Consider the following 26,857-nt stretch of genomic DNA (forward strand, 5'->3'; position numbering starts at 1 on the left):
TTGATTCTGCAACTCGGTACTTCGCAAAATCCGTGAGATCAGGTTGTCTGTGCCTACACCAGCGCAGCATCCGCTCACCGTCTACGCACAACTCCTGAGGCAACAGCAGCTTGCCGCAGAGATCACGCCATGAACCCGCAGGACGAACGAATGCTCGCATTATGCGAAAGCCTGAACCTGCCGTTCATCGCGCAGAGCTACGTTGCCGCCGCCCAGCAAGCTGCGGAGCGTGAAAGCGCCTACAGCGACTTTCTCGAAGGACTCCTGAAAGGCGAGAGCGTCGGGCGACAGGTGCGCAAGCAAAGCCTGCTGACTCGTCTGGCAGGGTTTCCAGCGATCAAGACGCTGGAGGGATTCGACTAGCTCTTTGCGCTGGCGTCACAAGGAGCCAGATCGACGAGCTCGCCGGTCTGGCCTTTGTCGAGCGCCAGAACGTCGTCCTGGTTGGCCCCTCCGGGGTGGGCAAGACGCATCTGGCCATTGCCCTTGGTTATCGCGCCACGCAAGCCGACACCAAAACGCGTTTCACGACGGCCGCCGACCTCTTGCTGACCCTCTCGGTCGCGCACGCCCAAAACCAGTTGAAAGCGGTCATGCAGCGCGCGATCAGCGCTTACTGCCTGCTGATCATCGACGAGATCGGCTATCTGCCGATGAGCCGCGAGCAGGCCAACCTCGTCTTCCAGGTGATCGCCGCGCGCTACGAGAAGGGCAGCCTGATCGTCACCAGGAATCTGCCGTTCGGCCAATGGGATGCCACCTTTGCCCAGGATGCGACGCTGACAGCAGCCTTGCTGGATCGGTTACTCCACCACGCGCAGATCGTACCGATCGCCGGAGAAAGCTACCGGCTGAAACGTCAGCGCCAGGCGGAAATGGTTCAAGCGAGAACGGCGACGGCCGGCTAGCAAGCCCCGACCCGCTGGTGGGACCTCCTTCCGATTGGGCCTACGGCCCGCCCTCCAGGAGGCCACACCACCGCCTTGACTCCGCTTTCGGGGCGTATCAGTTTTCAATCGCTGACAAGCGAAAAACTGTGTCAGTTTTCAATCGGTGTTGACACCAGCCGGGTGACGAGCGGTTCAGGGAGCAGATCGAAAAGCTCGCCACCCGAGGAGTTGCCTCAAAGAGCGCCGGTAGACCGAGAAGCAATGGCAATCGTGGCTGACCGCGTTTCCTGACCCTGCCCCCCTCTTCCTGGTACGCCTGTTTTCCAACGGCTTGACAGCGCCGGACCGAACAAGTCCCGTACTTTGCGCGTACAATCAGCGCGCTAATGGTCGCTGCGAGCGTGGACACGCTGCGCCATGGTCAGCAAGGCATTGCTCTAGCGTTTTTTTCTTGGCCGGCGTTCTCATCTTCCTGGATGTCCGCTCGAAGCTTTTTTCTCGGCATGCACCCACCTGGCCCAGCCACCGAGCTCGGCCGACAAGCGATTCAGGTCGCGGCTTGGCGCGATCCAAGCTTATTCGTCAGGCATCAACTCCATTTCTCCGTGACTCGTCGCTTCGCCTTCCTCGCAATCCTTAGCGCCATTTTATTTGGCGCGTGGCTGGTTTCCGTTCAGCCTTTCGTTTCGCCGATCCCGTCCAAACCGCCGGTGGTCGATCAAGTTCGATTGCAAGAGATCGTACGGCACCTCTCGGTCGGGCTTTACCCGCGCAGTGTTGATCAAGCCACGAAATTGACGGCTGCCGGGATGTACATCCGGGACGCGTTCGTTGCCGCCGGAGCAACTGTCGAACTTCAGGACGTTATCGTTGAAGGCGAAAGCTTCTTCAACGTGATTGCTCGCTTCGGTCCGAGTCAAGGTTCGCTGATCGTTGTCGGCGCGCACTACGACTCGCACGCGCATCTTTCGGCGAGCTCGAGAAACCGAGAGCCGTACAGTCGCGATACGCACACTCCCGGGGCCGATGACAACGCCAGCGGGGTTGCCGGACTTGTCGAATTGGCATTTCTGCTCTCGAAAGTTCAGCTTCAGCAGCCGGTCGAACTGGTGGCCTATACGCTCGAGGAACCTCCCCACTTTCGCACGGAGCACATGGGCAGCGCTTGGCACGCCAAGTCGCTCAAGGCCGCGCAGCGAAACGTCGCGCTGATGATTTCGCTCGAGATGATCGGCTACTTCACGGACGCCCCCGACAGCCAAACCTTTCCTCTGCCCGGTATGGGGGCGCTGTATTCAACCAGGGGCGATTTCATATCGATCGTCGCTCGTCCTCAGGATTGGTCGCCCACGCGAAGCCTCAAGGCGGCAATGTTGGGTGCCTCGGACCTGCCGGTTCGCTCGATAAATGCGGTATCCGCGATAGCGGGGATCGACTTTTCAGATCACCGCAGCTACTGGGCTGAAGGCATCCCCGCGGTGATGGTCACAGACACCGCGTTCTACCGAAACGCCGAGTACCACAGGGCTGGCGACACCTTCGAGCGACTTGACTACGCGCGAATGGCCAAGGTGGTCCAGGGCGTGTACTCGTTCATCACGAATCAGCACCATTGAAGTCCGTCGACGCCCCCGCAGCGGATGTAAATGGAGCCGCGCCGCTGTCCTCTGCTTCGCTCAGCCCGCCGTCGCTCCCCCGCGCGGGGCGGAGTCAGGCGTCACGCGGAAGCACCGTGGCACTCGTCAAGCTTCTCAGGTACCTTTGGGCTGCACCTGCCTCAGCGGTTGGCGCCACGGTCGCTCTGGTCGGCGCGCCGCTCGGCGCCCGTTGCGCCTGGCACGCCGGTGTACTCGAAGTCAGCTTGATCGGTCGCCACAGGACGGCGAACTCGCACAGACATTCACTGCCATTCGCGGCGATCACATTGGGCCATGTCGTCGTCGCGGTGAGCAAGGAAGAGCATGTCCGTCTGCGTGCTCACGAGAGAGCGCATGTCGCCCAGTACGAACGCTGGGGACCGCTGCTCCTCCTCGCCTATCCGGCCGAAAGCCTGCTCCAACTGCTTCTTGGTCGGCGACCGTACCAGGACAACCGGTTCGAGGTCGAAGCGCGGCGGGTTGCAGCAGCGCAGGCACCGCGCTGTCGGCTACCGTGAGTGCCAAGACTTGGCGCGAGGCGCCGACATCGTGCGGCACTCGGGTCCGGCGACGGTGCAGCCCTGCTCCATCTTCCGTCGCCGGACCACGCCGTCGCGGGCGCTTCAGAGGGGGGTGAATTCCTCGCTCTGGCACGACGAAACATGGACAGCGATGGACGGCGCGAGCCTTGGCCCGGCTCAGCCGAGCGTCAGAGGAAGCCGTCGTGCGGGAGAACTCTTCGGAGGTGTCTTCGAGGATCATCGCGCCGAGCAACAGGCGAAGCTTGGCGAACATGCAGGCCGACAGGGCGGCGCTGTTCTCCAGGATCAGTTCTTCGCCCACCTTCATCGCCCGAACCAGCAGGCCGTAATGGGAAGGCGGCTCCTGAGTTGATTGACGGTGGGGTGTTGAAGGAATTTGAGTCGGTGGCTGAAATCGAGCCTCAGCCGAGCGCATCGGCGAAAGCTTTGCGAGAATACGAATCCCGCTCTTGACTGTGGAGGTCAGATCCTTGTCGCAACGAATCCCCAATGCCATGGCCGGGAAGTTCGCCGCCATCACCGCCCTGACCGATAGCTTCTGTGCTGAAAAGCTGAACGAAGAGTACCGTGAAATGATCCACCAAGTGGTCGGCGCGCTGGCGAGAAAGCGCCCATCACCATTGTTGCGCGGGACCGAAAAGGTCTGGGCCGCGGGCGCCGTGCACGCGGTGGGACGGGTCAACTTCCTCGACGACCCTTCCAGCACACCGCACTGCAAGCCGCGCGTGATCTACGAGTTCTTCGGCGTCGCCGAGAGTACTGGGCAGAACAAGTCCAAGGAGATCCGGGAAGTCCTCAAGATGGATCCATTGGCGCCGGCGTGGACCTTGCCCAGCCAACTCGCCCGGAATCCGATGGTCTGGATGCTGCAGGTCAACGGGGTCCTGGTAGACATTCGGCGCGCTTCTGTTGAATTGCAGAGGATGGCCTTCGCCAAGGGCCTGATTCCGTTTGTTCCCGCCGACCAGCCGGTCGATGAGCAATGATCTGAAGGCGGACAGCCTTACGTCCTCAAGCAACGACGCCCGTCTGCGCGCAAGGCGGATGCGGTTCGCCAATCCGGTCACTGCCCGCGTGTGATCGCCTCCGCGCGCGTGCCGCGCCTGCAGAATGGGCGGGAAGTCGTTTTGGATGGGCTGGCCGGGCAAGTGAGCTGGCCTGACGCAGCGAGCCCGGCTGTTCGCTTGCACGACTTGCTGCCCGTTCGACCATCCAGCTCGTACCTTTCGCTAGACGCTTTTCGAGGCGAAGCGGAGACCCAGGCAGCTACCCTGTGGCTGCCCCTTTTCCGGCGGTTTGGCGCCTCTGCGCCGTCGTGAACAAACACTCACGCGGCGGGAATGCTTCTTCCGGAGAAATCGGAGATACTTGAGCAAACCCTTACGGAGCGTGAGCGATGCCCAAAGTCGCTGTCATCGAAGACGACCGGCCCACCAGCAACCAGCTCGCTGAGTGGATTCTCGCAGCCAGGCCGGGCATTCGGGTCGAGCAGTGGTTTACCCGTGACGAAGCCGAAGCGGCGATTGCCCGCGAGGACTATGATTTGGTCGTGCTCGATATCGAGTTGGGGCGCGAGCGCCATGCCGGCGTGGCGATCATCAACGCGATCAACAAAGGCGGGCGCGGGACGCCGGTGCTGGTCGTCTCGGCGATGCCGGCGGCGATTTACCGCAGCATCATGAAGGCGCTCGATGCCTGGGACTACCTGCAGAAGGCGACCTTCTCCGAATCCGATTTCGTCGACACTTTCCTCGAAATTCTGCGCACCGCGCATGACCGGGAGCACGGCAGGGCGAACGCCGCTTGCGGCGATGAGTTGTCGCTCGACCCGCTCCGCCAGGCGGCTCCGCTGTGGCGCGGCAAGCGGGTCAACCTGCCGCTGACGGCACAGCGGATTCTCGCCACGCTCTACGAGAAGCGTGGCCAGGTGGTTTCCTACGAGGAGTTCTTCCAGGTCGTGAAAAGCGGTCGCAACCGGGACAACGTACGCAAACACATCAGCGCGATCCGCGAGGCTTTTCGCGAGTTCGATGAAGACTTCGACCGCATCGAGAACATCCCGATGCGCGGCTTTCGCTGGTCGGACCCGCCGGCCGACGCTGCCCGCGGATGAGCGCGGCGCTTGCCTGGTTGGCGTCGTTCCGTCTGCGCATCCTCTTTCGCGGCGCGTTCCTGTTGCTTGCGCTGGCCGTTCTGACGATGGCGGTCACCGTCTTGCAGGAGGAAAAGCAGCGCAGCTACGATACCTACCAGGCGAGCTTCGCCAAGACCAAAGAACAGATCGCCGCTCGCCTGCGTCACCCGGCCGGGCAGCTCGCGCTGCTCAATCCGCCGCGCGGCACCGAGCCGGGCAACCCAGTGCGCCCGGTCGTCCTGCCCTTCTCCGGCATCGACTTCGACGATCAGAACAAGGTTCGTCATGCGGTCGAAATGGCCGGCTGTCTGGTCCAGTACCGCAACTACGGCAGCCTCTGCGTGGCCATCGGCAACAATCCTTGGGCGGGCGGCTTCATCTACGCCGCGGGCACCTTCGCCAGCGCGCCGCTGGTGGCGCACCGCATCGGTGACGAGCTTCTCGATGGCGCGCACCGCCTGCGCGTCAGCGTCACGCTGCGCGGCGAAACCTACCGCTGGCTCGCCCCCTTCGAACCGCTTGGCGCCCACAGCCGGCCGCTGAGCGACGGCGTTCGCGGGCGGTTCACCGGATACGTCGAACGCGACGAGCGGGATTATGTCGGTCAGAAGCCGGTCAAGGAATTCCGCGGCTGGGTCTGGCAGAGCGGTGCGTGTCTCGACGGCCAGGACGAGACGAGCGAGTGTCAGCGGAGATCGTTCTTCTCGCTGCGGCTGCCAATCGAGATTCTCAGCCAGGCGCTGCTGCAGGGGAAAAGACCGCCTTGGCCGCCGCCCGATCTCGATCAGTTTCGGGTGCGCCTCCAGGTGCTGCCGCCCGGCGACGCGCCGGCGCTGTTCGACAGCGACGAAGAGGGAGCACGACCGCCATTCTCGCTCAACGACCTGACCAGCCTGCTGCTGCCCGGCGAGACGCTGAGCGTGCGCAAGGGCGTCGCCGGCAAGGACATCGAGGTCGCCCATCTGAGGGGTCAGGACGAGATACTCGAAGCGTTCTCGCCGCTGCTCACGCGCCTGATCCGCAAGCTGCCGGTCGACACCTACGATGCTCCGGTCGAGCTGGTCGACGAGATCGCAACACCCTTGGGCAGCTACCAGATCGTCCTCCGCGGCGATGCACGCAGCGTGAACCGGACACTGAGCGCCGTTGCCACGCGCGTTTCGTGGTTCGTCGGCGCCATGCTGCTGGCGATCGCCGTCGCCTGGCTGGCGATCGAAGCGGGAATCATCCGGCGCATTGCGCGTCTCACCCGACGCGCCAGCGACCTCTCGCGCAGCGTCCAGACGACCGGCGGGCTGGAGCGTTTCGACCTCGCCGACCTGCGCGGCAGTGATGAGCTCGGAATCCTCGCCAACTGCCTGAATGAGTTGCTGCGGCGGGCAAAGGAGGACGCCGAACGCGAGCGCATTCGGGCCGCGCAGGAGAAGGACCAGTGGCACGCCGTCGGGCACGAGATCATGTCGCCGCTGCAATCGCTGTTGGTGCTGCACGGCGACCCGGACGACCCGAGCCACCGCTACATCAGTCGAATGCAGCAGGCCGCGCGCATCCTCTACGGCAGCGCCAGCCCGAGCGAGGCCTTCCAGTCGTCGTCGATCGAGGTACAGTCGGTCGACCTCGCCGAGTTCCTCCAGCATGTCGCGGATAACGCGGGCTTTGCCGATCTGAGCTACCGCCCGGCGGAGGGCCCGGTTCTCGTGCGCGCCGACGAATATGCCCTCGAAGACGTATTCACGCACGTGCTGAAGAACGCCGCGCGCTGCCGGCGGCCAGGCACGCCGATCACGATGACGCTGCAAACGAGCGACACTGCCGTCACGGTATCGATCCACAACGTCGGCAAGCCGATTCCCGACGAACTCCTGGAACGGATCTTCGAGTACGGTGTGTCCGAGCAGATCGAATCCGGCGCCAATGGCAACCGCGGCCAGGGCCTTTTCGTCGCCAAGACCTACATGGCCAAGATGGGCGGCACGATTGTGGCGAGCAACGCCGAGGATGGCGTGAGTTTCGTCCTGACGCTGCAACGGGTGCGCAGCGGAGCGGGCCGAATGTGACGTGTGGCGGGAAGGCCAAACCGCCAAGCCCCGCTGTGGCGGCTCGCCTTCGAGTAGCGCGTCTCCGGACGGAGCTTGGCGGACGACCAGGCACCGCACAATTGCCTGCCGCAAGCGATCCGGATTCAGCGCGCCGTCGTCCGCTCGCCATGCACGGCCATTCAGCGCAGACTTACCGTTTGCGCTTTCCAGAGCGGACTCTGCCAGCGATAGAAGGCGCTCAGCGAAGCCGGCCGGTCAGCCGAGCGCTCGACTGCGAGTGTAGAGAGGTTGATCAGCTCGAAGCTCGTCCTGTAGCGGCCATTCAGCTTCGTCTCGCGCGCCGCGAGCATCTGCGACGATCCGGGCACCCAGCCGGCGAACTCGAGATAGCCGAGGTTCGGCTGGTCATTCGCCGGCGGGATGACGTCGACCGTCCACCCGGCAGCGCTGCGCCGGAACACCCAGAGCTCACGCCAGGTGTCGAGCGGCTGCACGGCGACGGTCACCGCCATTCCCTGCGGATGCACGGCGGCCGAAGCCGGCCACACCGTTCCATAGGTGCAGCGGGTGAAAAGTGGCGGCTGCGCGCCGTTCCCGGCCTGGACGAGGTCGATGCACGTTTCGCCGGGTTGTCCGGAGCGCGTGGTGATCGCCAGCCCGCCGGCTGCCTTGAGCGGAGCGACCGGCACACCCGGTTCGGCGGCCCAGCGCGAAGCACCGACGCGCAGCGCCGCGTCACTGTAAGCCGCGGCATCGCTTTCCGCCAGTTCGCTCTTGTTGATCGCGGCCAATTCGCTCAGTGCGCGGCTAGCGGCTTGCGCAACGGCGGCAGGACCGAATTCCGGCCGCCGCGCGCGCTGCCAGGCAAGGCTCGCCCAAACGCCTGCCCGGCGCAGGTGCAGGCGGTTTTTCAGCACCTCCGGGAGCTGCACGCTGTTGATCCGGTCAAGCACATCAGCGCGCCAGTTGTCGAGCGAGAAGCGTTCGACCGGGGTCAGTGTCGGCGCGACGCAGTCGTGCCGGGTCAGCGCCAGCGCCGCCAGCGCCTTCTGCACGTCACTCGCGCGCAAGGCCAGCACCCGGCGAAACGCCTCGCCGCTGTAGCAGAGGCGGACCTGATCGTCACGCTCGAGGCTGACCATATCGACGCCATAATGGGCGGCGACCTCGAGATGTGCACCAAGCGTGTTGTCGGGGGCCTTGCCCTGGCGCGCCGTCGCACGCTGCGCGAGGCGCTCGGCAAACGCGCCGAGGGCGTCGAACACCTCGCCGTCGATCACCTCGGCCGGTGCTGCCTTGAGATAGGCCGCCGCGTAGCTGATTCCCAAGGCTTCCGCGCCCGGCGTGTCGCGCAGAAAGCGGACGACGGCAAGCAACTCGGGAGCGTTCTCCGGCTGCAATGCCTGCTGCCGCACCTGGCTTGCGCGCAGATAGCCCGCGCGCTCGCGGCGGTGGTCATAGACCTGCAGATAGTCGCCCTTGCTGCCCCGGATTTCGAGACTGTCGCCCTGCCAGAGGAGCGCATGCTGCGCGGCGGACTCGCGCGGTGCAGCGCGCAGCACGGCCTGATCCTGGGTGACGATGGCGATGACGGTGAGAGCGGTGGCGAGCATGTCAGCGTCCCTGCTCGGCGGAGTCTTCGGCGGCGACCGGATCGGTCCTCGGCAGTGCCTTGGGCTGATCGCGGCTGGCCGAATTGCTGCCGAGCAGCGTCGCGCCGATGAAGCCGCCGTCGCCGGGCGGCGGCGCGATGATCACCGAGATCTTGTCGGAGAGTTTATCGGCCAGCGTCTTCTGGATCAGCAAGGGGTTCTTCGAGATCAGCGCGCCATCGCGCGCGAGTTGCTCGCTGGCGATCTTGCCGAGGCGCTCCTGCCGATAGGCGTCGGCATCGGCCAGTTTCTGGCGCGAATCGGCCTCGCCTGCCGCCTCGATCCGGCGTGCCTGCGCTGTGGCTTCGGCGTTCTTGATCCGCCCGGTCTTCTCGGCTTCGGCTTCCAGCGCGCGTTGTTCGATCTGCTTCTGCTTGAACGGCAGGACGTGCTTCATCGCTTCGGCCTGCGCCTTGGCGGCGATGATCTGTTCCTGGCCGGCCGCCTCGGCCGCCTTTTCTCGGCGAACTTTCTCGGCCTCGGCTTCGAGTTCGCTTTCCCGGACCTGCTTGTCCTTGAGTTCGAGCGTATAGCGCATCTTCTCGGTCGCCAGTCCCTCGGCGAGCAGACTCTCCATTCCGGCCTTGAAATCGGCTGGCAGGTCGACCTTGCCGATGCTCACCGAGTCGAGGACGATCCCGTTCGCGGCCAGGCGCGTTTTCAGTTCGTGCTCGATGACTTGCTCGATCTCCTGGCGCTTGCTCGAGAAAACCTCGCGCACGGTATAGCGCGCCAGCGTTTTGTAGAGGACGCCGCGAACCAGTGGATCGACGACCTGGTTGCTGATGTCCTCGGGCAGGGTACGAGCGATCGCGGCGATCTGCTGCCGATCGAGCGCGTAGCGCACCGAGACGTCGACCCCGAGGGAAAGACCTTCCACCGACTGGAAGGGAGCCGAGCCGTTGGCGCTGACGCCGTCGGCCGGGCGATAGAGCTGGTCACGCAGCGAGAAGCGGCGCAGCTCGTGCAGCCTGGGGACGACGAGTACGGCGCCTTCAGAGACTTCGACCGACTCGCCGGTGAAGTGGTTGAGGCGGACGCCGATCTCGCCGCGATCGATGCTCTGCACCGGCGGATGAGCGTAGAGGACATAAGCCGCCACGGCCAGCCCACCGATGGCGATGAGTCTGACCGCGCGCTGCCGCGGCGCGCCGCTACTGCTGATGGCCAGCGGTGCGTCCGCGGTGGCGACACCACTCAGTGCTTCGCGCAGGCGCTGAACGATTTTGGTGAATTGAGCTTTCATCAGATTTCTTCCCGGAACATGATCTTCGACAAGTGGGGCAAGCGCCCGGCCGTGGGGGCGGGAAGATCGGTCCGCACCCTGGTTCGGCATGGGGTGCATGGTCGTCGAGGGGCCGCGGAAGATTCAACGGCGACGCGGGAGCAGTTTGTTCACGAACCGGGAGCGCTTCTTCCGGGCTGTGTACGTTTGCTCACGCGAGTGAAGAAATCGTGCTGTCGTCGGCCCCGGGTCTAGCTGTTCCAGCAAGCGCGGTCAGTTGATCGCGTCGGGCACGTTCCTGACCAGGAGCCCCAGCTCGGTATCGCCGACAATAGACAGCTCACGGTTGAAGAACAGCGTGTCGGCATCTTCCCGGCGCGCGAGCCACTGCAGGAATGCCGAGAGACCGGCCCGGAAAGAGAGGTCTGTTTTGTTGGAACGTTCAACAGCCGAGGAAAGTGGCCGCATCTCGTTCCCAGAGCATTGCTTGCACACCACTCATTGTGGAATCTGTTCCTTACGGGATACGCCTGTTCGCTCAATTGAGCACGCCCCCCGGACCGAAAGGCCGACAGGCTGCTGGAATCCAACCGCTGGATTCCCCTTTTGACGCCTTCGAGATCGAGAAAGGATTCTGCGGCCTGAGCCGCTGGTTCCTGGCGAGCCAAGAGGGTGATTTTCTCGCGGTCATCCAGATTCTGAATACCAGCACGTCGTACTCGCAGTGGGGAACAACAGGATTGCACGAACAACGACTTTCGTCGCCAATGTCAGGCAACAAAAAAAGGGATACGATGCCGAGCACGGCGGAGAAAGGAGTGAAGAGCTTGTTCAGGCTGTCGCGGGCTGCGGCGGCGACGGGCTGAAAGGAATAATGGAATGGCACTTGGGCGAGTCGAGCGTATCCTGATCTTGGCGAAGACCTACCCGTCACCCAGTGCGCAGTACGTGGAAACGTCGTGCGTCGCCGGGATCACAGAAGACGGCTTGATGCGCCGCTTGTTCCCTGTCCCATTCCGGATGATCGAGGAAGGTCGGCAGTTCAAGAAATGGCAGTGGATCCACGTTCGGGTCGAGAAGGCCACCAGGGATCATCGGCCGGAGAGCCACAAGCTGTACATCGACACGATTACCTGCGGGGACGTGATTGACACCAAGAAGGGGTGGGCATCCCGTTGGATGTGGCTGGACAGGATCCCGACGTTCAGCAGCGTTGATGCCCTCCTGGCGTCAGGACGGCAGGGCAATGGATTGTCGATTGCGTTGCTTCGTCCCAAGAGGCTGCTCGGTCTCGAAATCTCAAAGGCCCGAAACCCGGACTGGACGGAAGAGGAAAAGGAGAAGCTGATGCGTGAGCAGATGCAGGGGGATCTCTTCTCTGAGGCCGAGGCAAAGCGGCAGGTGAAGGAGCTACGCAAGGTACCGTTCGGCTTTTACTACCGATACGTGTGCGACACGCCTGAGGGCGAGAAGGAGCACAAACACAAGATCGTCGACTGGGAAGCGGGTGCGTTGTTTTGGAACTGCCGGCGCAGCCACGGTGAAGCTTGGGAAACGCCGTTTCGCGCCAAGCTTGAGGAACAGCTCGGGGGTAAGGACTTGATGTTCCTGATGGGGAACCAGCACCGGTTCCAAGACCAGTGGCTGATCATCAGCCTGGTCTATCCACCTGAGCGAAAGCCATTCGAATCGACGCAGGGCTCGTTGTTCTAGCGCCCTCAGCTTTGAGGTGCTCGACGTCCGCGCCGCAGTAGTCGCGCACAGCATGGGCCACCATCGAACGGTGGCAGAAATTGAAGTCAGCTTCGTAGCACAGCAGTGCGCAGTGCGACGAGCTCACCAAGTCGGAGAGGTCCGCGATGGCCTCCTGCTGCGTCCCAAGGTACTTCAGAAAGCCATCGGTGTAGCGCTTCCAGTTGCGATCAACGCGGTAACGATCGCGCACTGGCTTCGGGCAGCCAAGCTCGACCATGTGGACGTACTCGAGGCCGGAAAGATTCAGGACGCTGGCCAGCGCCTTCTTTGAGAAGCCTCGTTTGCGGGACAGAGGCAGCTCACGGATGTCTACGACGGTTTCGATGCCGTGCTTTGCCAGCAACGACATGAACGCATCGATATCAAGCCCTTCGTACCCTACTGTAAAAACGGTCATTGAGGGCCCTCCTCGCGTACATGTTACCTGATGCGCTCGCGCCGGGCCAGAAAAGTTGTCCTGTCTTGGCCTGATCAAACTGGTCGATGCCGCCTTGCAGGAGTGGAACATGTCGCTGAGGAAATGCGGATGGCGGTCGCCATAGGCGGTTTCATGTTCGCCGGGATGAGGCGGAAGCACCACGGCTATAGGGCGGTTGCCGTCCCTTGCCGAATTCCTTGACGTCGCGGGATTGTTCACCCGGTGGCGGGAGGGGAGTCCGGTAGCCTACGCGAACCCCAGTCCACCGAAGGGGGACGACGTTCTCGGCACATTGGCTGCTGTCGATTCTGGGGCAGCGGCGCTACCCGCGTCTGACGAGGTTGTGCAGCACCCTTGGGCGATGACGTTCTTTATGGCAGGCCGGCCCTCATCGGCGTACTCCCGGCTTTTGGTCAGCATGCTGTAGATCAGCCACGCAAGTTTGTAGGCGGCAGAGTGAATGCGGCCAAACCTGGCCTGCCTCGTCTGCCGGAGTTGCTCGAGTGGCTCGCTCCTGCGGAACGCCCCCCCGTCCTGGTGCGCGGCGAGATTCCTTTCAGCAATGAACGCGTGATGGTCGAGCAGCGCCTGGCTAGCGCTCTTCAATCCCCTGTTCGGGCAACGGCACCCCAGTTGCCGAAAGCCGCCGGCTGGCTTGCACGCGTCGGCTACATCGGCGCCAAAGCAAGAGTGCTCCGCCAACCCGGTTCCCCGTGGGCCCGCTGCCGCGATCGGTACACGGGGAATTCGGCATCCTCGCTCGCTGGTCTGGGCACCTTTCGCAGAGGCGGTGCAGCGTGGCCGGGCTGTGAGTGGTTCGGGCCGCTCGTCGGTCAGTTCACGACGCCGGGAGAAAAAGTCGGCAGTTCATCCTCGATGAAAGCACGGACGATGCTGTCGAAGTTCGCGTCGCCGACGAATCCCAGGGCGTTCGCCCGCACGATGTCCCAGGACTGCGGCCAACTGCCGACGATACGTTCCACCAGTGGATCGATCTGCCAACGGATACGCTGGGTCGTCTCCGGACCCGCGGCGCGGCCGAGCGCTGCGACCATTTCAGCGACCCGCACCGATATGCCCGGCAGATTGACGGTTCGACCAAAGGCGAAAGCGGCGGCCGGCAGTTCGTGCCCGACGATCAGCGAGGCGATCGCTTGCCGTGGTGAGAGCAGCCAGAGACGCATTTCGGGCGAGACGGGACAGACGGCCTGCTGGCCGAGCAGCGGCTCACGGATAATGCCGCTGGCGAAACTCGAGGCCGCCTGATTCGGCTTGCCGGGACGAACGCTGATCGTCGGCAGGCGGAGGACGCGGCCATCGACATAGCCACGCCGGCTGTAATCGTTCACCAGCAGCTCGGCGATCGCCTTCTGAACGCCGTAGGACGACTGCGGACACAGTGCCGTCGTGTCGAGTACGCGTTCGGGAAGCTGTCCGCCATAGACGGCGACCGAACTCGTCAGGATGAACTTCGGCGCTTGCTCGAACGTGCGGCAATGGTCGAGCAGCCGGCGAGAGGCGTCCAGGTTGATGCGCATGCCGAGCTCGAAATCGGCCTCGGCTTGGCCGCTGACCACTGCGGCAAGATGAAAGATCGAAGCCGTTTCGGCGTCGATCGTCTGGCGCAGAAAGCTGGCGTCGCTGATATCGCCACAGGCCAGCGAAAGACGCGAATCGGCCAGAGCCTGGGCCGGTGGCACCAGGTCGACGAGAACGATGCTGCGGATTTCGCGCTCCTTTCCACTGGCGTCGGTCAGGTGGCCGCGGGCGAGCAGATGGCGCGCCAGACGCCAACCGAGAAAGCCGGCGCCACCGGTGATGACGATTTTCATGACCTTTCTCCGGAGTTCCGACGGGCGCTTTCCGGCAACCAGCACAAACCGTCTTCGGTTCGTCCGCGCGGCCGGTACTCGCAACCGACCCAGCCGTCGTAGCCCAGTTCGTCGAGCAGGCGGAAGATGTGCGCATAATTCACTTCGCCTTCATCGGGCTCGTGGCGCTCGGGTACGCTGGCGATCTGCACGTGACCGATGCGGGCGAAGTACTGCCTGAACTTGACGCTGAGGTCTCCCTCGACGATCTGTGCGTGATAGAAGTCCATCTGGACTTTGATGTTCGGCTCGCCGACCGCTGCGCAGACGGCGTGCGCTTCCGCCTGCGTATTGAGGAAATAGCCGGGTATGTCGCGCGTATTGATCGGCTCGATGACCAGCGTACGGCCGTGCTCGGCCAATGCGCGCGCGGCGTAACGCAGGTTTTCGATGTAGACCGCGCGATGGAATTCGCGCTCGGCAGCAACCGGCAGCAACCCGCACATCGCGTGCAGTGTCGGCGTACCGAGGGCAAGCGCGTAGTCGAGCGCCACGTGCACGCCAGCACGGAATTCGTCCTGACGTCCCGGCAATGAAGCTACGCCGCGTTCACCCGCTGCCCAGTCGCCCGGCGGCAGGTTGAACAAGGCGTTGACCAGCGAGTTTTCGCGCAACAGCCGCGCGACTTCGCTCGCCGGAAGTTCGTACGGAAAAAGAAATTCGACGCCCTGAAATCCGGCGCGCGCCGCCGCGGCAAACCGCTCGGCAAATGGCAATTCGTTGAACATCATCGTCAAATTGGCGGCAAACCTGGGCATGGCGGTCCTTTCAGAAGTCGAGCCTGAACGCCGACTTCAATTCTGCGATCTGTTGTGGGTTGAGTGGCTTGACCGGGGTGTTGCGCAGCAGAAGGAAGAGTTTGGCGGTTTCCTCGAGCTCTTCGATCGCGTAGACCGCTGCCTCCAGCGTGGTCCCCGAGACGACCGGGCCGTGGTTGGCGAGCAACACGGCACTGTGCTTCCCGGCGAGCCCCCGAATGGCGTCAGCGAGCGCCGGATCACCCGGCCGATGATAGGGAATCAATGGCAAGCGGCCGATTTTCATGACGAAATAGGCGGTCAGCGGGGGCAGGCAATCGTCATGGTCGAGCCCGGCGACGCAGGAGACCGCCGCCGCATGCGTGGCATGCAGGTGTACGATGGCGCCGGCAGCGTGTCGCTCCTCGTACATCGCACGGTGCAGAAAGGCTTCCTTGGAAGGCGAGTCGCCAGCAAGCTGCCGTCCTTGCCAGTCGAGCTTGGCCAGGCGCGCGGGATCGAGTTCGCCCAGGCAGGCATTGGTCGGCGTGAGCAGCCAGCCATCGTCGACGCGCGCGCTGAGGTTGCCGCTGCTACCGGCGGTCAGCCCTCGTGCGAAGAGCGAGCGACCGAGGTCGACGATGCGCTCGCGCAGCCGGTTTTCGCCGGCATGGGCGGCGATGGCGCTCATGTCAGCTTGTCCCAGGCATTGAGGAAGAAGTCCACGCTACCGAAGTTGCCGGACTTGAGCGCCAGCGCCAAAGGCGGCGCCGCACCGGATGTGGCCGCGAGGGCGGTGGTCCACGGCACGCCCGGATCGATCTGTGCGCCGATGCGTAGTCCGTCGATGCCAAGTTTCTTGACCACAGCACCCGCGGTTTCCCCGCCGGCGACGATCAACTGACCCACACCGCGTTTGACCAGACCGTCGGCAATCAGCGCCAGCGCGTCTTCAACCAGGCTGCCGGCGCGCTCGGCGCCGATCTCCTGCTGCACCGCCTGCACGGACTCGGCGTCGGCGCTGGCGTAGACCAGCAGCGGCCCGTCGGAAAGGCGATCGCCAGCCCAGATCAAGGCAGCGCCGGTGACGTCTTCGCCGCGCGCCAGCGCCAGTGGATCGACCCGGAAAGCCGGTCGCACGGCGCACATCGCGGCCACTTGCGCCTGCGTCGCCAGCGAGCAACTGCCGGCGACGACCGCGCGATAACCGCTGGTCGCCGGCAAGGCATCGGCGACCAGGTCGTCAGCCAGCAGACCGGCACGACGAAAGTTCTGCGGCAGGCCAAGGGCGACACCCGAACCGGCGGTGACCAGGGGCAAGTCGGCGCACGCAGCGCCAATCGCCAGCAGGTCGGCATCGGAGATGGCATCGACGATGGCCAGCCGACAGCCGTCGGCGCGCAGCGCGGCGAAGCGTTCGCCAATGGCTTTCTCGCCGCGCGCGACGATCGACTGTTCGACCAGACCGACCTTGCCCTTGACCTGCTGCTGCAGAACGCGCACCAGATTGGCGTCGGTCATCGGCGTCAGCGGATGATGGCGCATGCCGGATTCCGAGAGGAGGACATCGCCGACGAAAAGGTGGCCCTTGTAGACCGTCCGTCCATTGGCCGGAAAAGCCGGGCAGGCAATCGAAAACGGCGTGTCAAGCGCGACCATCAGGGCCTCGCTGACCGGACCGATGTTGCCCTGCGGCGTCGAGTCGAAGGTCGAACAGTACTTGAAGTAGATCTGGCGACATCCGGCAGCGCGCAACCAGCGAAGCGCGGCGAGCGCTTCGGCAACCGCCGCCTCGGGCGCAATCGTGCGCGATTTGAGCGCGATGACGACAGCGTCGGTACCCTCGGGCAGCGGTCGGCGCGGAACGCCGATCATCTGCACCGTACGCATTCCGGCGTTGACCAGCATCCCGGCGAGATCGGTCCCGCCGGTGAAATCGTCGGCGATACAGCCGAGCAAGAGGCTCATTCGATTCTCCTTTGGCCGCCTTCAGTGATTCGCTGCCCTGGGCGCGGGCAGCGTTATTCCGGGAAATCCCTTGATCACCGCAGAATCGTCCTCGGCGCCGTAGCCGGCGGCGGACGCCTGCATGAACATCTGGTGGGCGGTGGCCGACAAGGGCAAGGGAAAGATGCTCTTTTTCGCGTAGTCGAGGACGATGCCCAGATCCTTGACGAAAATGTTCACCGCCGACAACGGCGTATAGTCGCCGGCAAGAATATGCGGCACGCGGTTCTGGAACATCCACGAGCACCCGGCGCTGTTGCAGATCACCTCATAAACCTGTTCAGGGTCGGCACCGGCACGGATCGCCAGGGCCATCGCTTCGCCGGCAGCGGCGATGTGGACGCCAGCGAGAAGCTGGTTGACCATCTTCACGACGGAACCTGCACCCACTTCGTCACCCAGGCGATACACCTTGCCGGCAATCGCCTGGAGAACCGCTGCGCACTTGGCAAACGCTTCCGGACGCCCGGCCGCCATGATCGTCATCTGTCCGGCAGCCGCTTTCGCTGCTCCGCCAGAGACCGGTCCGTCGATCATCAGCAGCCCATGCCCGGCCAGTCGCCGGCCAAGCGCACGAGCGAATTCGGGTGACACCGTAGCGCTGGCAATGACTACCGACCCGGGTGCCAATTGCGCCGCGGCGCCGTTTTCGCCAAAAAGAACGGACTCGGTTTGCTCGGCATTGACCACGAGGACGATCAGCGTGTCGACCGTGCGGGCGAGAGCGGCTGGCGATTCGGCACGGACGCCGCCAGCCTCGACGATCGTCTGCACGGCGGCCTCGCGCAGGTCACACGCGTGCACGGCGAAGCCCGCACGTAACAGTGAACGGGCAACGCCCATGCCCATGGCGCCGAGGCCGATGATGCCGACCCGCGGGGTCTGAGAAATATCCATCTCGTTTGCTTTCCTTGATAATGAAGTGAAGCGGTCGCAGCCGATTGCCGCCAGCCGCAGGTTCAGCGGGCGTAGACCAGGTCGCGCAGGAACAGGGACAACTGCGGCACATAGGTGACGACCATCAGGCAACTCAGGATGACCAGCACGAAGGGCACCAGCGAGGTGATGATCTTGTCGAGCGAAGTCCTGGCGACCGTGCACGCGGCGAAGAGGTTGACGCCAAAAGGCGGCGTGATCATCCCCAGGGCAAGGTTGACGACCATGATCGTGCCGAAGTGGACTGGATCGACGCCGAATTTCATCGCCACCGGAGCCAGGATCGGCGCCAGCACGATGATCGACGCGGAGGTTTCGATGAACATGCCGATCAGGAACAGCGCGGCGTTCACGCCGAGCAGGAAGATCATGTCGCTGTCGAGATGCGCCTTGAGGAAGTCGCCGATCGCTTCGGGAACGCCGGCACGCGTGATCAGGTAGCTGAACAACCCGGCGTTGGCGATGATGAACATGATCACCGCCGACGAGATGACCGACTTTCTGAAGATCGCCTGCAGATCGGCAAATGCGATCTCGCGGTAAATTCCCATGCCGACGAGCAGCGCGTAGAAAACGGCGACGACCGAGGCTTCCGTCGGTGTGAAGACCCCGCCGTAAATACCGCCGAGGATGATCACCGGCATCATCAGCGCCAGCAGTGCCTCCTGCAAGGCACGCCCGAAAGGCAAGCGACCGAGGTGATCGTCCTTGCCGTGGCCCTTGATTTTCGACCATACCCAGACGAAAAGGATGAGTGCTGAGCCGATCAGGATGCCGGGACCGAAACCCGCGACGAACAGTTCACCAATCGACACTTCGGCCGAAACGCCGTAGAGAATCATCGGGATCGACGGCGGAATGATCACCCCCAGTTCCGCCGCGGTCGCCTGCAAAGCGGTGGCGAAAGGAACCGGATAGCCGTGTTTGACCATTGCCGGAATCAGAATGGCGCCGATGGCGAAGGTGGTGGCGACGCTGGAACCGGAAACCGCGGCAAAGATCATGCAGGTCAGCACGCAGGTGATCGCCAGGCCGCCTTGCAGGCCGCCGACGATCGACTTGGCGAAATCGACGAGCCGACGCGAGATGCCGCCGACCTCCATCAGATTGCCGGCAAGAATGAAAAATGGAATCGCCGCCAGCGGAAACTTGTCGATCGACGAGAAGATCTCCTTCGGCACCACCAACAAGGGCGCCGTGCCGAACAGGTGGATGCCGACGACACTGGAAAAGCCGATCGAGACGGCAATCGACACGCTCAGGGCAAAACAGACGATCATCGAAACAAACATTGCGGCAGACATCGGGCGCTTCCTCCTGGGGGAATCGGTCGGCTCTAGAGAGCGGTATCCAGTTCCATGTGACGTGGATCGAGATGGTTCGCCAGAACGGCGAGAATGCTCAGCGCCGCGCCAACCGGCAACGCCAGATAGGCCCAGCCGATCGACAGCGGCTCAAGTCCGGCCAGTTCCTGAAAACGTACACGCCAGGCGACTTCGGCGCCGTACCAGACGAGCACGCCGAGGAAAACGACGCTGATCCCGGTGATGATCAGCCGCAGCGTCTTCAACCATAGCCCGCGGCTCAAGCGATACATCAGGTCGACCGAAACCAGCGCGCCTTGGCGAAAAGCGACCACCGTACCCAGCATGACCATCCAGATCAGAATCATCCGGATACTCACCTCGGTCCAGGTCGAAGGTTCGTTGAAAATGAAGCGGGTGAGCACCTGGTAAAAGCCCAGGCACGCCGCCAGCGCCAGAAGCAGGCACGCCAGCGTCCAGATCGCGCTGGTCACCCGGCGCTCGAAAGCAAGAAGGAGTTTGGTCATGGGCTTGCAGCAGGGCGGCGCAGCACCGCGTCGCCCCGTCCTTTCGCGAGGGTTTTACTTGACGTCCTGGATCTTCTTGATGCGGTCGGCGCCGAATTCCTTGGCGTACACCGCGTACGCCGGCGCGACGGCGGTCTGGAAGCGCGTAAGGTCCACTTTTTCGACGACGCTGACGCCGGCGTTCCGAATGATCGCGATGCCCTTCGCCTCGTCTTCGTTGACCCGTTTGCGGTTCGCCGCCAAGGCAAGCCTGGCCGCTTCCTGAAAGGCCTTGCGGTCAGCCTCGCTGACCTTTGCCCACACCGTCGGCGAAATCAGCAGCAACGCCGGCGAATAGACGTGCCCGTCGAGCGTCAGGTGCTTTTGCACCGTATAGAGCTTGTTGGAAAGAATCACCGGAATCGGGTTTTCCTGGCCGTCGACGGTTCCCTGTTGCAGCGAGGTGAACAACTCGTTCATCGCCATCGGCGTCGGCAAGGCGCCAAGGGTCTTGAACGCTTCCATGTGCACCTTGTTCTCCATCGTCCGGATCTTCATGCCGCGCAGATTCTCCGGGCCGGTAATCGGCTGCTTGTTGTTGGTCAGGTGGCGAAAGCCGTTTTCCAGCCAGCTCAGTGCAACCAGGCCCTTGCCGGGAAACCTGGTCAGCACCTCCTGTCCGATCGGACCGTCAAGCACTTTGCGCGCATGCTCGTAGTCGCGGAAGAGGAAAGGAATGTCGAAGACACGTGTATCGGGAACGAAGTTGCCCACCGGGCCGGTCGAGGTGATCACCATGTCCTGCGAGCCCAGTTGCACGGCCTCGACCATCTCCCGCTCGCCGCCGAGCGCCGATGAAGGAAAGTTCTGCAGCTTGTAGCGCCCGTTCGTACGCTTGGCCAGTTCCTCGCCGAAGACATTAGCCGCGGTGCCGTAGTGAGAATCATTGGTGGCGGTAAAGCCGATCTTCAAAACCGTCTGCGCCAGCACACCGGCAGAGCAAGTCAGAGTCAGCGCACAGATCAGGGATGCGACAAGTCGAGGTGTTTTCATTGGCAAGTCCTTTGGTGTAGGTGGGCACGACAACCGGCAAGCAGGCAACCCCACGCTTCGCTCTCGGTTCGGAGAAGTCTAACCTGTCTGAAAGCTGTCTATTCGCAGGCTACAACATATACTGCTTCTAGTCAATAGAAGAGTCAGCGATTTTTTCTGTATACTCGTGCTCCAAGGAACTCCCTGTTTCTTTCGACATCTGGACCACCAAGAGGCAGCAGATGGAAACCAGCAATCCCTTCACGCTACGTTCGACCCCACAAGCCGCCACGTTCAAGACCGGCACCCTTGCTTCGCGCGTCGCTGAAATGCTGCTCGAAAAGATTCAAGGTGATGACCTGGCCCCGGGAACGCGGCTGCCATCGGAACTGGCGATGGCCAAACACTTCGGCGTCAGCCGGACCGTTCTCCGTGAAGCGATCGCGATTCTGAAAAGCGATGGCCTGCTCGAAACCCGCAAGGGCAGCGGCGCTTTCGTCCGCGAAGCAAAGCCAGACTGGGTTACGGACAGCGATCGCCTGACCGAAGAGTCGATTCAAGCGCTGTTGAACCTGATCGAGGTGCGCCAGGGAATGGAAGCCGAGTCGGCTGCACTGGCAGCGCTGCGCCGAACACCGGGCCAACTGGCGGAAATCGAATATTCGCTACGCCGGATCGAACAATCGGTCGCCGCGGGCGCCGATGGCGTCGAAGAGGACGCCCGCTTTCACCAGGCGATTGCCGCGGCGACCGGCAACCCGTACTGGATGCGACTGATGGAGATGTTCGCCCAGCCGATCCGGGCCGCCGTCCGCGTGACCCGGGCAAACGAGGCACGGCGCGAGGATTTCTACCGTCAGGTGCAGGCGGAACACCAACGCATCGTCGACGCGATTGCCGCAGGGGATGCCAGCCTGGCGCGCGCCGCCGCGGCGGAACACATGGTGCAGGCCGCGCAGCGCGTTCGTGCCGCCGATCGCGAGTTCTGGCGCGGCGATGGTGGCGAGTTCGCGCGCCAGCTTGCGCAGGAAGAGTCGGTCGATGCGCCGCCCACCAGCGCGCAGACCGCTGCTCGCTTGACGCGCTCCAGCGGTGAAACGGGCAGCCAGGCGCCCATCGCCTTCGGGAAGTCATGACGCAGCGCAAGGACAGCAGTTGACCGCGTCCCGGCGACGCCACTGCGTTCGCTGCCGACGAGCCGCCCGTCCGAGCCGGCGCGACTGCCTCGCAGGCGCCAGGGCTGGCTGGGCGCCTGGCGAGGTCCGGGATCAGGAACGCAGAAGGTCGTAAAGCGCGGTGAACTCGCGACTCAGCTTGTGCTTTTCGTCGAGGTAGACCATCGGCGTGGCCTGGTGGTGCGACTCGCGAATCCTGATCGAAGCGGAGAGAAAGGCATCGAGTATCGGCAAGCCTTCCGCACGCAGTTCCTCGACCAGTTGCCCCGGCAGGTTGGCCCGCGCCTGGTAGTGGTTCACGACGATTCCCTCGACGCGCAGGTTCCGGTTGTGATCGCCCTGAATTTCGCGCACGCTGTCGAGCAGGGCGTACAGTGCCTGCCGCGAAAAGTCGTCGCAGTCGAAAGGAATCAGGCAGGTATCGGCGGCGATCAGGGCCGACCGGGTGAAGAAGTTGAGGGCCGGCGGCGTGTCGATGAAGATGTCGTCATAGCCCTGCAGCTTGTCGAGCGACTCGCGCAACTTGTACATCTTGTAACGCGACTCGAGCTTGCCGTGCAGTTCGTCAAGGCGCGAACTGGCGGGTGCGACGGCGAGATTGGCGAACGGCGTCGGAACGACGAAAGCCTCGATCGCCTCCGGAAATAGCCGGTAGCCGAGAATGTCGTCGAAAAATTCGGCCAGCGTTTTCTTCTGCTCGGCGAGTGACTTGCCGAGCAGGTAGCGCGAGGCGTTGGCCTGGGAATCGAGGTCGAGGACGAGCGTCTTGCGGCCGCGCGCAGCGCCGACGGCAGCGAGGTTGCAGGCGATCGTGGACTTCCCCACTCCTCCCTTCTGATTGAAGACGACGCGGCGCATGACGGTTTCCCCACAAAACGGATGGATTTCATGCAAGTGTAGCCAAGTCTGCCGCGTGCGTCGAGGGGTAATCCGCAGCGAACGGCGATTTCTTCTGCCCGCCGCCGTCCGCTGTGCCGCCGTTCAGCAGGCGGCGCTGACGATCCGGTGCAGCCAGGACTCGATGTCGCCCAGTTCCTCGACGCAAACCGTGTGTTCGCTGTCGTAGGCGTACCATTCGACCGGGTAGCCTTCCGCCTTGAGGAGCTTGGCCGAGCGCTTGCCGTAGTCGTAAGGAACGACCGGGTCGTTGCGTCCGTGCGCCATGAACAGCGGAACCTGGCGGTTGCTGGCGTGCGCTTCGTCGGCCAGCGTGTCGGCCAGCGGCAGATAACACGACAGGGCAAGAACGCCGGCCAGGCGTTGCGCGTGGCGCAGACCGGCGTGCAGGGCGACTGCACCGCCCTGCGAGAATCCGGCCAGGACGATGCGCTCGGCGGGGATGCCGCGCTCGTTCTCGCGTGCCAGCAAAGCCTCGATCTGTGCGGTCGACTGCCGCACGCCTTCTGCTTCCTCGCGCCCGGGCGCGAAATCGGGCGAGACGACGTCGTACCAGGCGCGCATGACGTAACCGCCATTGATCGTTACGGCACGCATGGGCGCGTGCGGAAAGATGAAACGGATCGGCGGCAGGCGGTCGAGGTCGAACTCTTCGACAATCGGCTCGAAGTCGTGGCCGTCAGCACCCAGGCCGTGCAGCCAGATGACCGAAAAGTGCGGGGTTTCGCCGGTCGAGTGCTCGACGGTCGGCAGCAGACTGGCGGCCGGGGCCGAGGGGGTCGCGGAGGTCATGAACAGTGTCCTTGTGTGGTGAGCAGGCGGTTGATCGGCCGCGGGCGCGGCGTCAGTCCTTGCGGATTTGCGTGATGATTGCCTTGGTGATTGCTGACGTGCCGTCCTTGCCGCCAAACTCGATCGGGCGGATGGTGGTCAGCGCGCGCTCGACGGCGCGTTCGATGATGCGCGCACCGTGCGCCAGGCGTGGCTCGCCGTGGCGGTCGGCGAGCCAGTCGAGCATCAGCACGGCGGAGAGGATCTGGCCGACTGGATTGGCAACGCCTTTCCCGGCAATATCGGGCGCGCTGCCGTGCGCCGGCTGAAACACGGCGTGCCGGTCACCGATGTCGGCTGAGGGGACCAGACCGATGCTGCCGACCAGCCCGGCGGCAAGGTCGGAAAGAATGCCGCCGAAAGCGTTCTCGGTCAGCACCACGTCGAAATCCCAGGGCGCTTTGACCAGATGCATTGCCGTCGAGTCGATATACGCACAGTCCGCCCTGACCGCAGTGTAGGCGCCCGCTACTTCGGTGAATACCCGTCTGAAAAACGCCATCGAAGACAGAACGTTAGCCTTATCGACGCAGGTCACGTGGGCGACCCGCCGCTTGCTTCTGGCGCGGCGCTCGGCGACCCGGAAAGCGAACTCCGAGATCCTGCGGCTGCCTTCACGCGAGATCTTCATCGTTTCGTGCGCGATGCTGTCGGCCTCGAGCGTGCCGCGGCCACGCGAATAGAGCAGTCCTTCGGTCTGTTCGCGCACGATGACCAGATCGATCTGCGCGCCGCGCGGATCGACCAGCACGCGCGGCAGGCAAGGGTAGCTGCGGATGGGACGCAGGCCGGCGTAGAGGTCGAGTTCGAAGCGCAGATCGAACTGGGTCGAGATCTCGGTCCCATCCGGGTAGCGCACGTCCGGCAGGCCGATCGCGCCGAAGAGGACTGCGTCCGCCTGTCGACACTGTTCCAGGCTGTCCGCCGAGAACGCCGTGCCGGTTTTCTGGTAGTGAGCAGCGCCGCCTTCGATATGACGATAGTCGAGCGTGATGCCGCCCAGGCGTTCGTGTAGCGCAGCCAGCACTTCGAGGCAGGAAGCGACGATTTCCGGACCAATTCCGTCGCCGGGGAGAACTGCGATACTGAAACGGGGCTCTTTTTTCATTCTTGTTCCGTGCACGCGAACAGCGTCGATCAGCCGCGCCGAAAGGGCCCGATTCAGTCGCCGGCATCATCGCAGCCGATAGCCCGCGTTGAACTGAAGCGCCTTGCAGGCGGTCCCGGCGGGATTGTAAGCGAGGGTGGCTTCACGTCAAGGGTCGACGCACGCGATCGCCCGCCCTCCGCCCGCGGCAGCCGCTGGCCGCGGACGCCTGCCGACCCGGCGATCTGGCGGGCCGCGCAGCCGTCGACCCGGCCGCGTGCCGCTACGCCGGGGTCCAGCCGCGCAAGGCGGCGATGCCGTGTGCGCCGTGCCGGCAGGCCTCGGCGAGCATCGTCGGGCGCAGCCCGCCGAGTGCGTAGACCGGGAGCGGCGAGCGTTCGACGAGACGGGCGAACGCCGGCCAGCCGATGCCGGCGACCGTCGGGTGGCTGGCGGTCGGCAGCAGCGGCCCGAGAACGACGAAATCGAGTTCGAGTTCGGCTGCGCGCGACAAGTCGGCGGCCGTGTGGCACGAAGCGGCGACGAGCGGGCAATCGGGTCGCCGGCTGAGTTGCCAGAGTTGCGCGGATGAGAAATGCACGCCGTGCGCGCCAAGCGCGAGCGCCAGTTGCACATCGTCATTGACCAGCACGCGCGCGTTGGCGTAGCGCCCGGCAAGTGCCATCACCGCCTCGGCCAGCGCTCTGCGTTGCCCGGGCGGCAGCGTCTTGTCGCGCACCTGAATCAGGCGCAAGCCTTCGGCCAGGGCGCTCTCGAGGCGCGCCAGCTCGGCCGGAACGCCGTTTTCCTCGGCATTGGTCAGGGCATACAGCGGCGGCAAGGCCAGCGCGCGCAGAATCGGCTGGTTGGCCGGCAGAATCGGTTCGACCTGCGGCGGCTGGCCGACGTCAAGCCAGGCGAAGGCGCAGTGTTCCAGCGGAGCGATCGTTCCATGCCAGGTGTCGATGCGGAAGAAGCGCAGACGAACGTCGGCGTGCGGGTAGCTGAACTCGCGCCAGAGCCAGGGCCAGGCCTGGTCGACGACGACGCCGAGTTCTTCGCGCAACTCGCGCAGCAGCGCCTGGCAAGCACTCTCGCCGGGTTCGAGCTTGCCGCCGGGGAACTCCCAGTAGCCCGCATAGACCTTGCCGAACGGGCGCTGCGCGAGGAGGAACTGCGTTCCTCCGGCGCGCAGCAGGACAGCAGCCGCAACCTCGACGACCGGGCTCATGGCTGCACGGCCGGCGGCTGGCGGCGCGCCGCTTCGTCGCCCAGTGCGATCTTGCGCCGACCGGCCAGATCGCGCGCGAACTGCCAGGCGACGCGCCCGCTGCGCGAGCCGCGCTCGATCGCCCAATTGAGGGCATCGCGTTCGGCCGCGTCAATTTCGGACGGGCTGCAGCCAAGCGCCTGCAGCCAGTGTGCGACGATATTCAGATATTCTGTCTGGTCGAAGGGATAAAACGACAGCCAGAGACCGAAACGCTCGGAAAGCGAGATTTTCTCTTCGCTCGCCTCGCCGGGATGAATCTCCTCGCCGAGGCGTGTGTTTTCCAGGTTCTCGGCGAAATATTCCGGCATCAGGTGGCGCCGATTGGACGTGGCGTAGATCAGCACGTTCTCCGGTGTGGCGCTGAGCGATCCGTCAAGAACGACCTTCAGCGCCTTGTAGCGCGCGTCGCCAGGTTCAAACGAGAGGTCGTCGCAGAAGATGATGAAGCGCTCGCACCGACCGTCGAGCAGTTCGACGATGTCCGGCAGGTCGACCAGATCGACCTTTTCGACCTCGATCAGGCGTAGCCCGCTGGCGGCGTACTCGTTGAGCAGGGCTTTCACCAGCGAAGATTTGCCCGAGCCGCGCGCGCCAGTAAGCAAGACGTTGTTGGCCGGATGCCCGGCAAGAAACTGGCGCGTATTGGCGTCGATACGCCGCTTCTGTTCGTCGATGTCCTGCAGGTCGGCCAGGCGGATCTCCGGCCGGCGCGTGATCGCCTGCAGGTAGGCGAAGCCACCGCTCTTGCGCCAGCGGAAGGCGTGCGCCGCCTGCCAGTCGGGCAAGCGTGAAGCGGGAGGGAGAAGCGGTTCGAGTCGCTCGAGCAGTTGTTCAGCCCGGGCAAGAAAGCCGGCAAGTTGCTGCAGGGGGTCGTTCATCGGACGGGTATACTGCGCGCCTGGAAAAATC

Annotated in this window: 26 protein-coding genes and 1 pseudogene; 10 read left to right on the forward strand and 17 right to left on the reverse strand. The window is 63.9% G+C overall.

What is annotated here, in order from left to right; all coding sequences use genetic code 11:
• Window positions 1–150 precede the first annotated feature (150 nt).
• The 7 genes and pseudogenes from RKP46_RS07550 (at window position 151) to RKP46_RS07580 (ending at window position 7,260) form a co-directional block, all read left to right on the forward strand.
• Window positions 151–363 (forward strand): ATP-binding protein, encoded by a 213-nt coding sequence (locus tag RKP46_RS07550; RefSeq protein WP_311106079.1) that lies wholly within the window; start codon window positions 151–153, stop codon window positions 361–363.
• A pseudogene (istB, locus tag RKP46_RS07555) lies at window positions 297–908 on the forward strand (IS21-like element helper ATPase IstB); the annotation flags it as partial. The gene RKP46_RS07550 and the pseudogene istB, both read left to right, overlap by 67 nt.
• A gap of 383 nt (window positions 909–1,291) precedes the next feature.
• Complete coding sequence (locus RKP46_RS07560) at window positions 1,292–2,506, forward strand: M28 family peptidase (RefSeq protein ID WP_311106080.1); 1,215 nt, start codon at window positions 1,292–1,294, stop codon at window positions 2,504–2,506.
• Between the two features lie 116 nt (window positions 2,507–2,622).
• Complete coding sequence (locus RKP46_RS07565; RefSeq protein WP_311106081.1) at window positions 2,623–3,045, forward strand: hypothetical protein; 423 nt, start codon at window positions 2,623–2,625, stop codon at window positions 3,043–3,045.
• 494 nt (window positions 3,046–3,539) lie between these two features.
• The gene (locus tag RKP46_RS07570; protein ID WP_311106082.1) at window positions 3,540–4,055 is read left to right on the forward strand and encodes a DUF6398 domain-containing protein; all 516 of its coding nucleotides are present in this window, start codon (window positions 3,540–3,542) and stop codon (window positions 4,053–4,055) included.
• A gap of 410 nt (window positions 4,056–4,465) precedes the next feature.
• Window positions 4,466–5,182: a response regulator gene (locus tag RKP46_RS07575; protein ID WP_311106083.1), complete on the forward strand. Its 717-nt coding sequence runs from the start codon at window positions 4,466–4,468 to the stop codon at window positions 5,180–5,182.
• Window positions 5,179–7,260, forward strand: coding sequence for a HAMP domain-containing sensor histidine kinase (locus tag RKP46_RS07580; RefSeq protein WP_311106084.1), 2,082 nt, complete (start codon window positions 5,179–5,181; stop codon window positions 7,258–7,260). The genes RKP46_RS07575 and RKP46_RS07580 overlap by 4 nt, the downstream gene beginning before the upstream one ends.
• A 161-nt stretch (window positions 7,261–7,421) precedes the next feature.
• Here RKP46_RS07580 and RKP46_RS07585 read toward each other — a convergent pair whose 3' ends face one another.
• The 3 genes from RKP46_RS07585 to RKP46_RS07595 form a co-directional block, all read right to left on the reverse strand.
• Window positions 7,422–8,855, reverse strand: a complete 1,434-nt coding sequence (locus tag RKP46_RS07585) for a hypothetical protein (protein ID WP_311106085.1) — start codon at window positions 8,853–8,855, stop codon at window positions 7,422–7,424.
• 1 nt (window position 8,856) lies between these two features.
• Complete coding sequence (locus RKP46_RS07590; RefSeq protein WP_311106086.1) at window positions 8,857–10,140, reverse strand: SPFH domain-containing protein; 1,284 nt, start codon at window positions 10,138–10,140, stop codon at window positions 8,857–8,859.
• 252 nt (window positions 10,141–10,392) lie between these two features.
• On the reverse strand, window positions 10,393–10,587 hold the full coding sequence (locus tag RKP46_RS07595; RefSeq protein ID WP_409194115.1) for an SCP2 sterol-binding domain-containing protein: 195 nt from the start codon (window positions 10,585–10,587) through the stop codon (window positions 10,393–10,395).
• Between RKP46_RS07595 and RKP46_RS07600 the strand changes: the two genes are divergently transcribed.
• The gene (locus RKP46_RS07600) at window positions 10,578–10,985 is read left to right on the forward strand and encodes a hypothetical protein (RefSeq protein WP_311106087.1); all 408 of its coding nucleotides are present in this window, start codon (window positions 10,578–10,580) and stop codon (window positions 10,983–10,985) included. The two genes, RKP46_RS07595 and RKP46_RS07600, sit on opposite strands and share 10 nt — an antisense overlap.
• A gap of 13 nt (window positions 10,986–10,998) precedes the next feature.
• Window positions 10,999–11,832: a hypothetical protein gene (locus RKP46_RS07605; RefSeq protein WP_311106088.1), complete on the forward strand. Its 834-nt coding sequence runs from the start codon at window positions 10,999–11,001 to the stop codon at window positions 11,830–11,832.
• Here the strand turns inward: RKP46_RS07605 and RKP46_RS07610 are convergent.
• The 9 genes from RKP46_RS07610 to RKP46_RS07650 form a co-directional block, all read right to left on the reverse strand.
• Window positions 11,771–12,271: a DUF488 domain-containing protein gene (locus RKP46_RS07610; protein WP_311106089.1), complete on the reverse strand. Its 501-nt coding sequence runs from the start codon at window positions 12,269–12,271 to the stop codon at window positions 11,771–11,773. The two genes, RKP46_RS07605 and RKP46_RS07610, sit on opposite strands and share 62 nt — an antisense overlap.
• 854 nt (window positions 12,272–13,125) lie before the next feature.
• Window positions 13,126–14,124: a D-erythronate dehydrogenase gene (denD, locus tag RKP46_RS07615; protein ID WP_311106090.1), complete on the reverse strand. Its 999-nt coding sequence runs from the start codon at window positions 14,122–14,124 to the stop codon at window positions 13,126–13,128.
• Window positions 14,121–14,921 (reverse strand): 2-oxo-tetronate isomerase, encoded by an 801-nt coding sequence (gene otnI, locus RKP46_RS07620; protein ID WP_311106091.1) that lies wholly within the window; start codon window positions 14,919–14,921, stop codon window positions 14,121–14,123. The genes denD and otnI overlap by 4 nt, the downstream gene beginning before the upstream one ends.
• Before the next feature lie 10 nt (window positions 14,922–14,931).
• Window positions 14,932–15,591, reverse strand: coding sequence for a 3-oxo-tetronate 4-phosphate decarboxylase (gene otnC, locus RKP46_RS07625; RefSeq protein ID WP_311106092.1), 660 nt, complete (start codon window positions 15,589–15,591; stop codon window positions 14,932–14,934).
• Window positions 15,588–16,868, reverse strand: a complete 1,281-nt coding sequence (gene otnK, locus RKP46_RS07630; protein ID WP_311106093.1) for a 3-oxo-tetronate kinase — start codon at window positions 16,866–16,868, stop codon at window positions 15,588–15,590. Before otnK ends, otnC begins: the two co-directional genes overlap by 4 nt.
• Window positions 16,869–16,889: 21 nt before the next feature.
• On the reverse strand, window positions 16,890–17,804 hold the full coding sequence (gene ltnD / locus RKP46_RS07635; RefSeq protein ID WP_311106094.1) for an L-threonate dehydrogenase: 915 nt from the start codon (window positions 17,802–17,804) through the stop codon (window positions 16,890–16,892).
• 62 nt (window positions 17,805–17,866) lie between these two features.
• Window positions 17,867–19,147 (reverse strand): TRAP transporter large permease, encoded by a 1,281-nt coding sequence (locus RKP46_RS07640; RefSeq protein WP_311106095.1) that lies wholly within the window; start codon window positions 19,145–19,147, stop codon window positions 17,867–17,869.
• A gap of 32 nt (window positions 19,148–19,179) precedes the next feature.
• Complete coding sequence (locus RKP46_RS07645; RefSeq protein WP_300333618.1) at window positions 19,180–19,674, reverse strand: TRAP transporter small permease; 495 nt, start codon at window positions 19,672–19,674, stop codon at window positions 19,180–19,182.
• Between the two features lie 54 nt (window positions 19,675–19,728).
• Window positions 19,729–20,706, reverse strand: a complete 978-nt coding sequence (locus RKP46_RS07650; RefSeq protein ID WP_300333616.1) for a TRAP transporter substrate-binding protein — start codon at window positions 20,704–20,706, stop codon at window positions 19,729–19,731.
• Window positions 20,707–20,927: 221 nt separating this feature from the next.
• On the opposite strand from RKP46_RS07650, the gene RKP46_RS07655 reads away from it, so the two are divergent.
• Window positions 20,928–21,821 (forward strand): FadR/GntR family transcriptional regulator, encoded by an 894-nt coding sequence (locus tag RKP46_RS07655; RefSeq protein ID WP_311106096.1) that lies wholly within the window; start codon window positions 20,928–20,930, stop codon window positions 21,819–21,821.
• Between the two features lie 132 nt (window positions 21,822–21,953).
• Here the strand turns inward: RKP46_RS07655 and RKP46_RS07660 are convergent, their stop codons facing one another.
• The 5 genes from RKP46_RS07660 to RKP46_RS07680 form a co-directional block, all read right to left on the reverse strand.
• A complete protein-coding gene (locus RKP46_RS07660) occupies window positions 21,954–22,718 on the reverse strand; it encodes a ParA family protein (RefSeq protein WP_311106097.1) in 765 nt (254 codons plus the stop codon).
• Window positions 22,719–22,841: 123 nt separating this feature from the next.
• Complete coding sequence (locus RKP46_RS07665; protein ID WP_311106098.1) at window positions 22,842–23,549, reverse strand: alpha/beta fold hydrolase; 708 nt, start codon at window positions 23,547–23,549, stop codon at window positions 22,842–22,844.
• A 52-nt stretch (window positions 23,550–23,601) separates the two neighbouring features.
• On the reverse strand, window positions 23,602–24,696 hold the full coding sequence (locus RKP46_RS07670; RefSeq protein WP_311106099.1) for an isocitrate/isopropylmalate dehydrogenase family protein: 1,095 nt from the start codon (window positions 24,694–24,696) through the stop codon (window positions 23,602–23,604).
• Window positions 24,697–24,958: 262 nt separating this feature from the next.
• Window positions 24,959–25,906 (reverse strand): Nudix family hydrolase, encoded by a 948-nt coding sequence (locus tag RKP46_RS07675; protein ID WP_311106100.1) that lies wholly within the window; start codon window positions 25,904–25,906, stop codon window positions 24,959–24,961.
• Window positions 25,903–26,814: an ATP-binding protein gene (locus RKP46_RS07680; RefSeq protein ID WP_409194116.1), complete on the reverse strand. Its 912-nt coding sequence runs from the start codon at window positions 26,812–26,814 to the stop codon at window positions 25,903–25,905. Before RKP46_RS07680 ends, RKP46_RS07675 begins: the two co-directional genes overlap by 4 nt.
• Window positions 26,815–26,857: the final 43 nt, after the last annotated feature.

Origin of the sequence: Accumulibacter sp. (assembly GCF_031732815.1) — a bacterium.
Classification (GTDB): Bacteria; Pseudomonadota; Gammaproteobacteria; order Burkholderiales; family Rhodocyclaceae; genus Accumulibacter.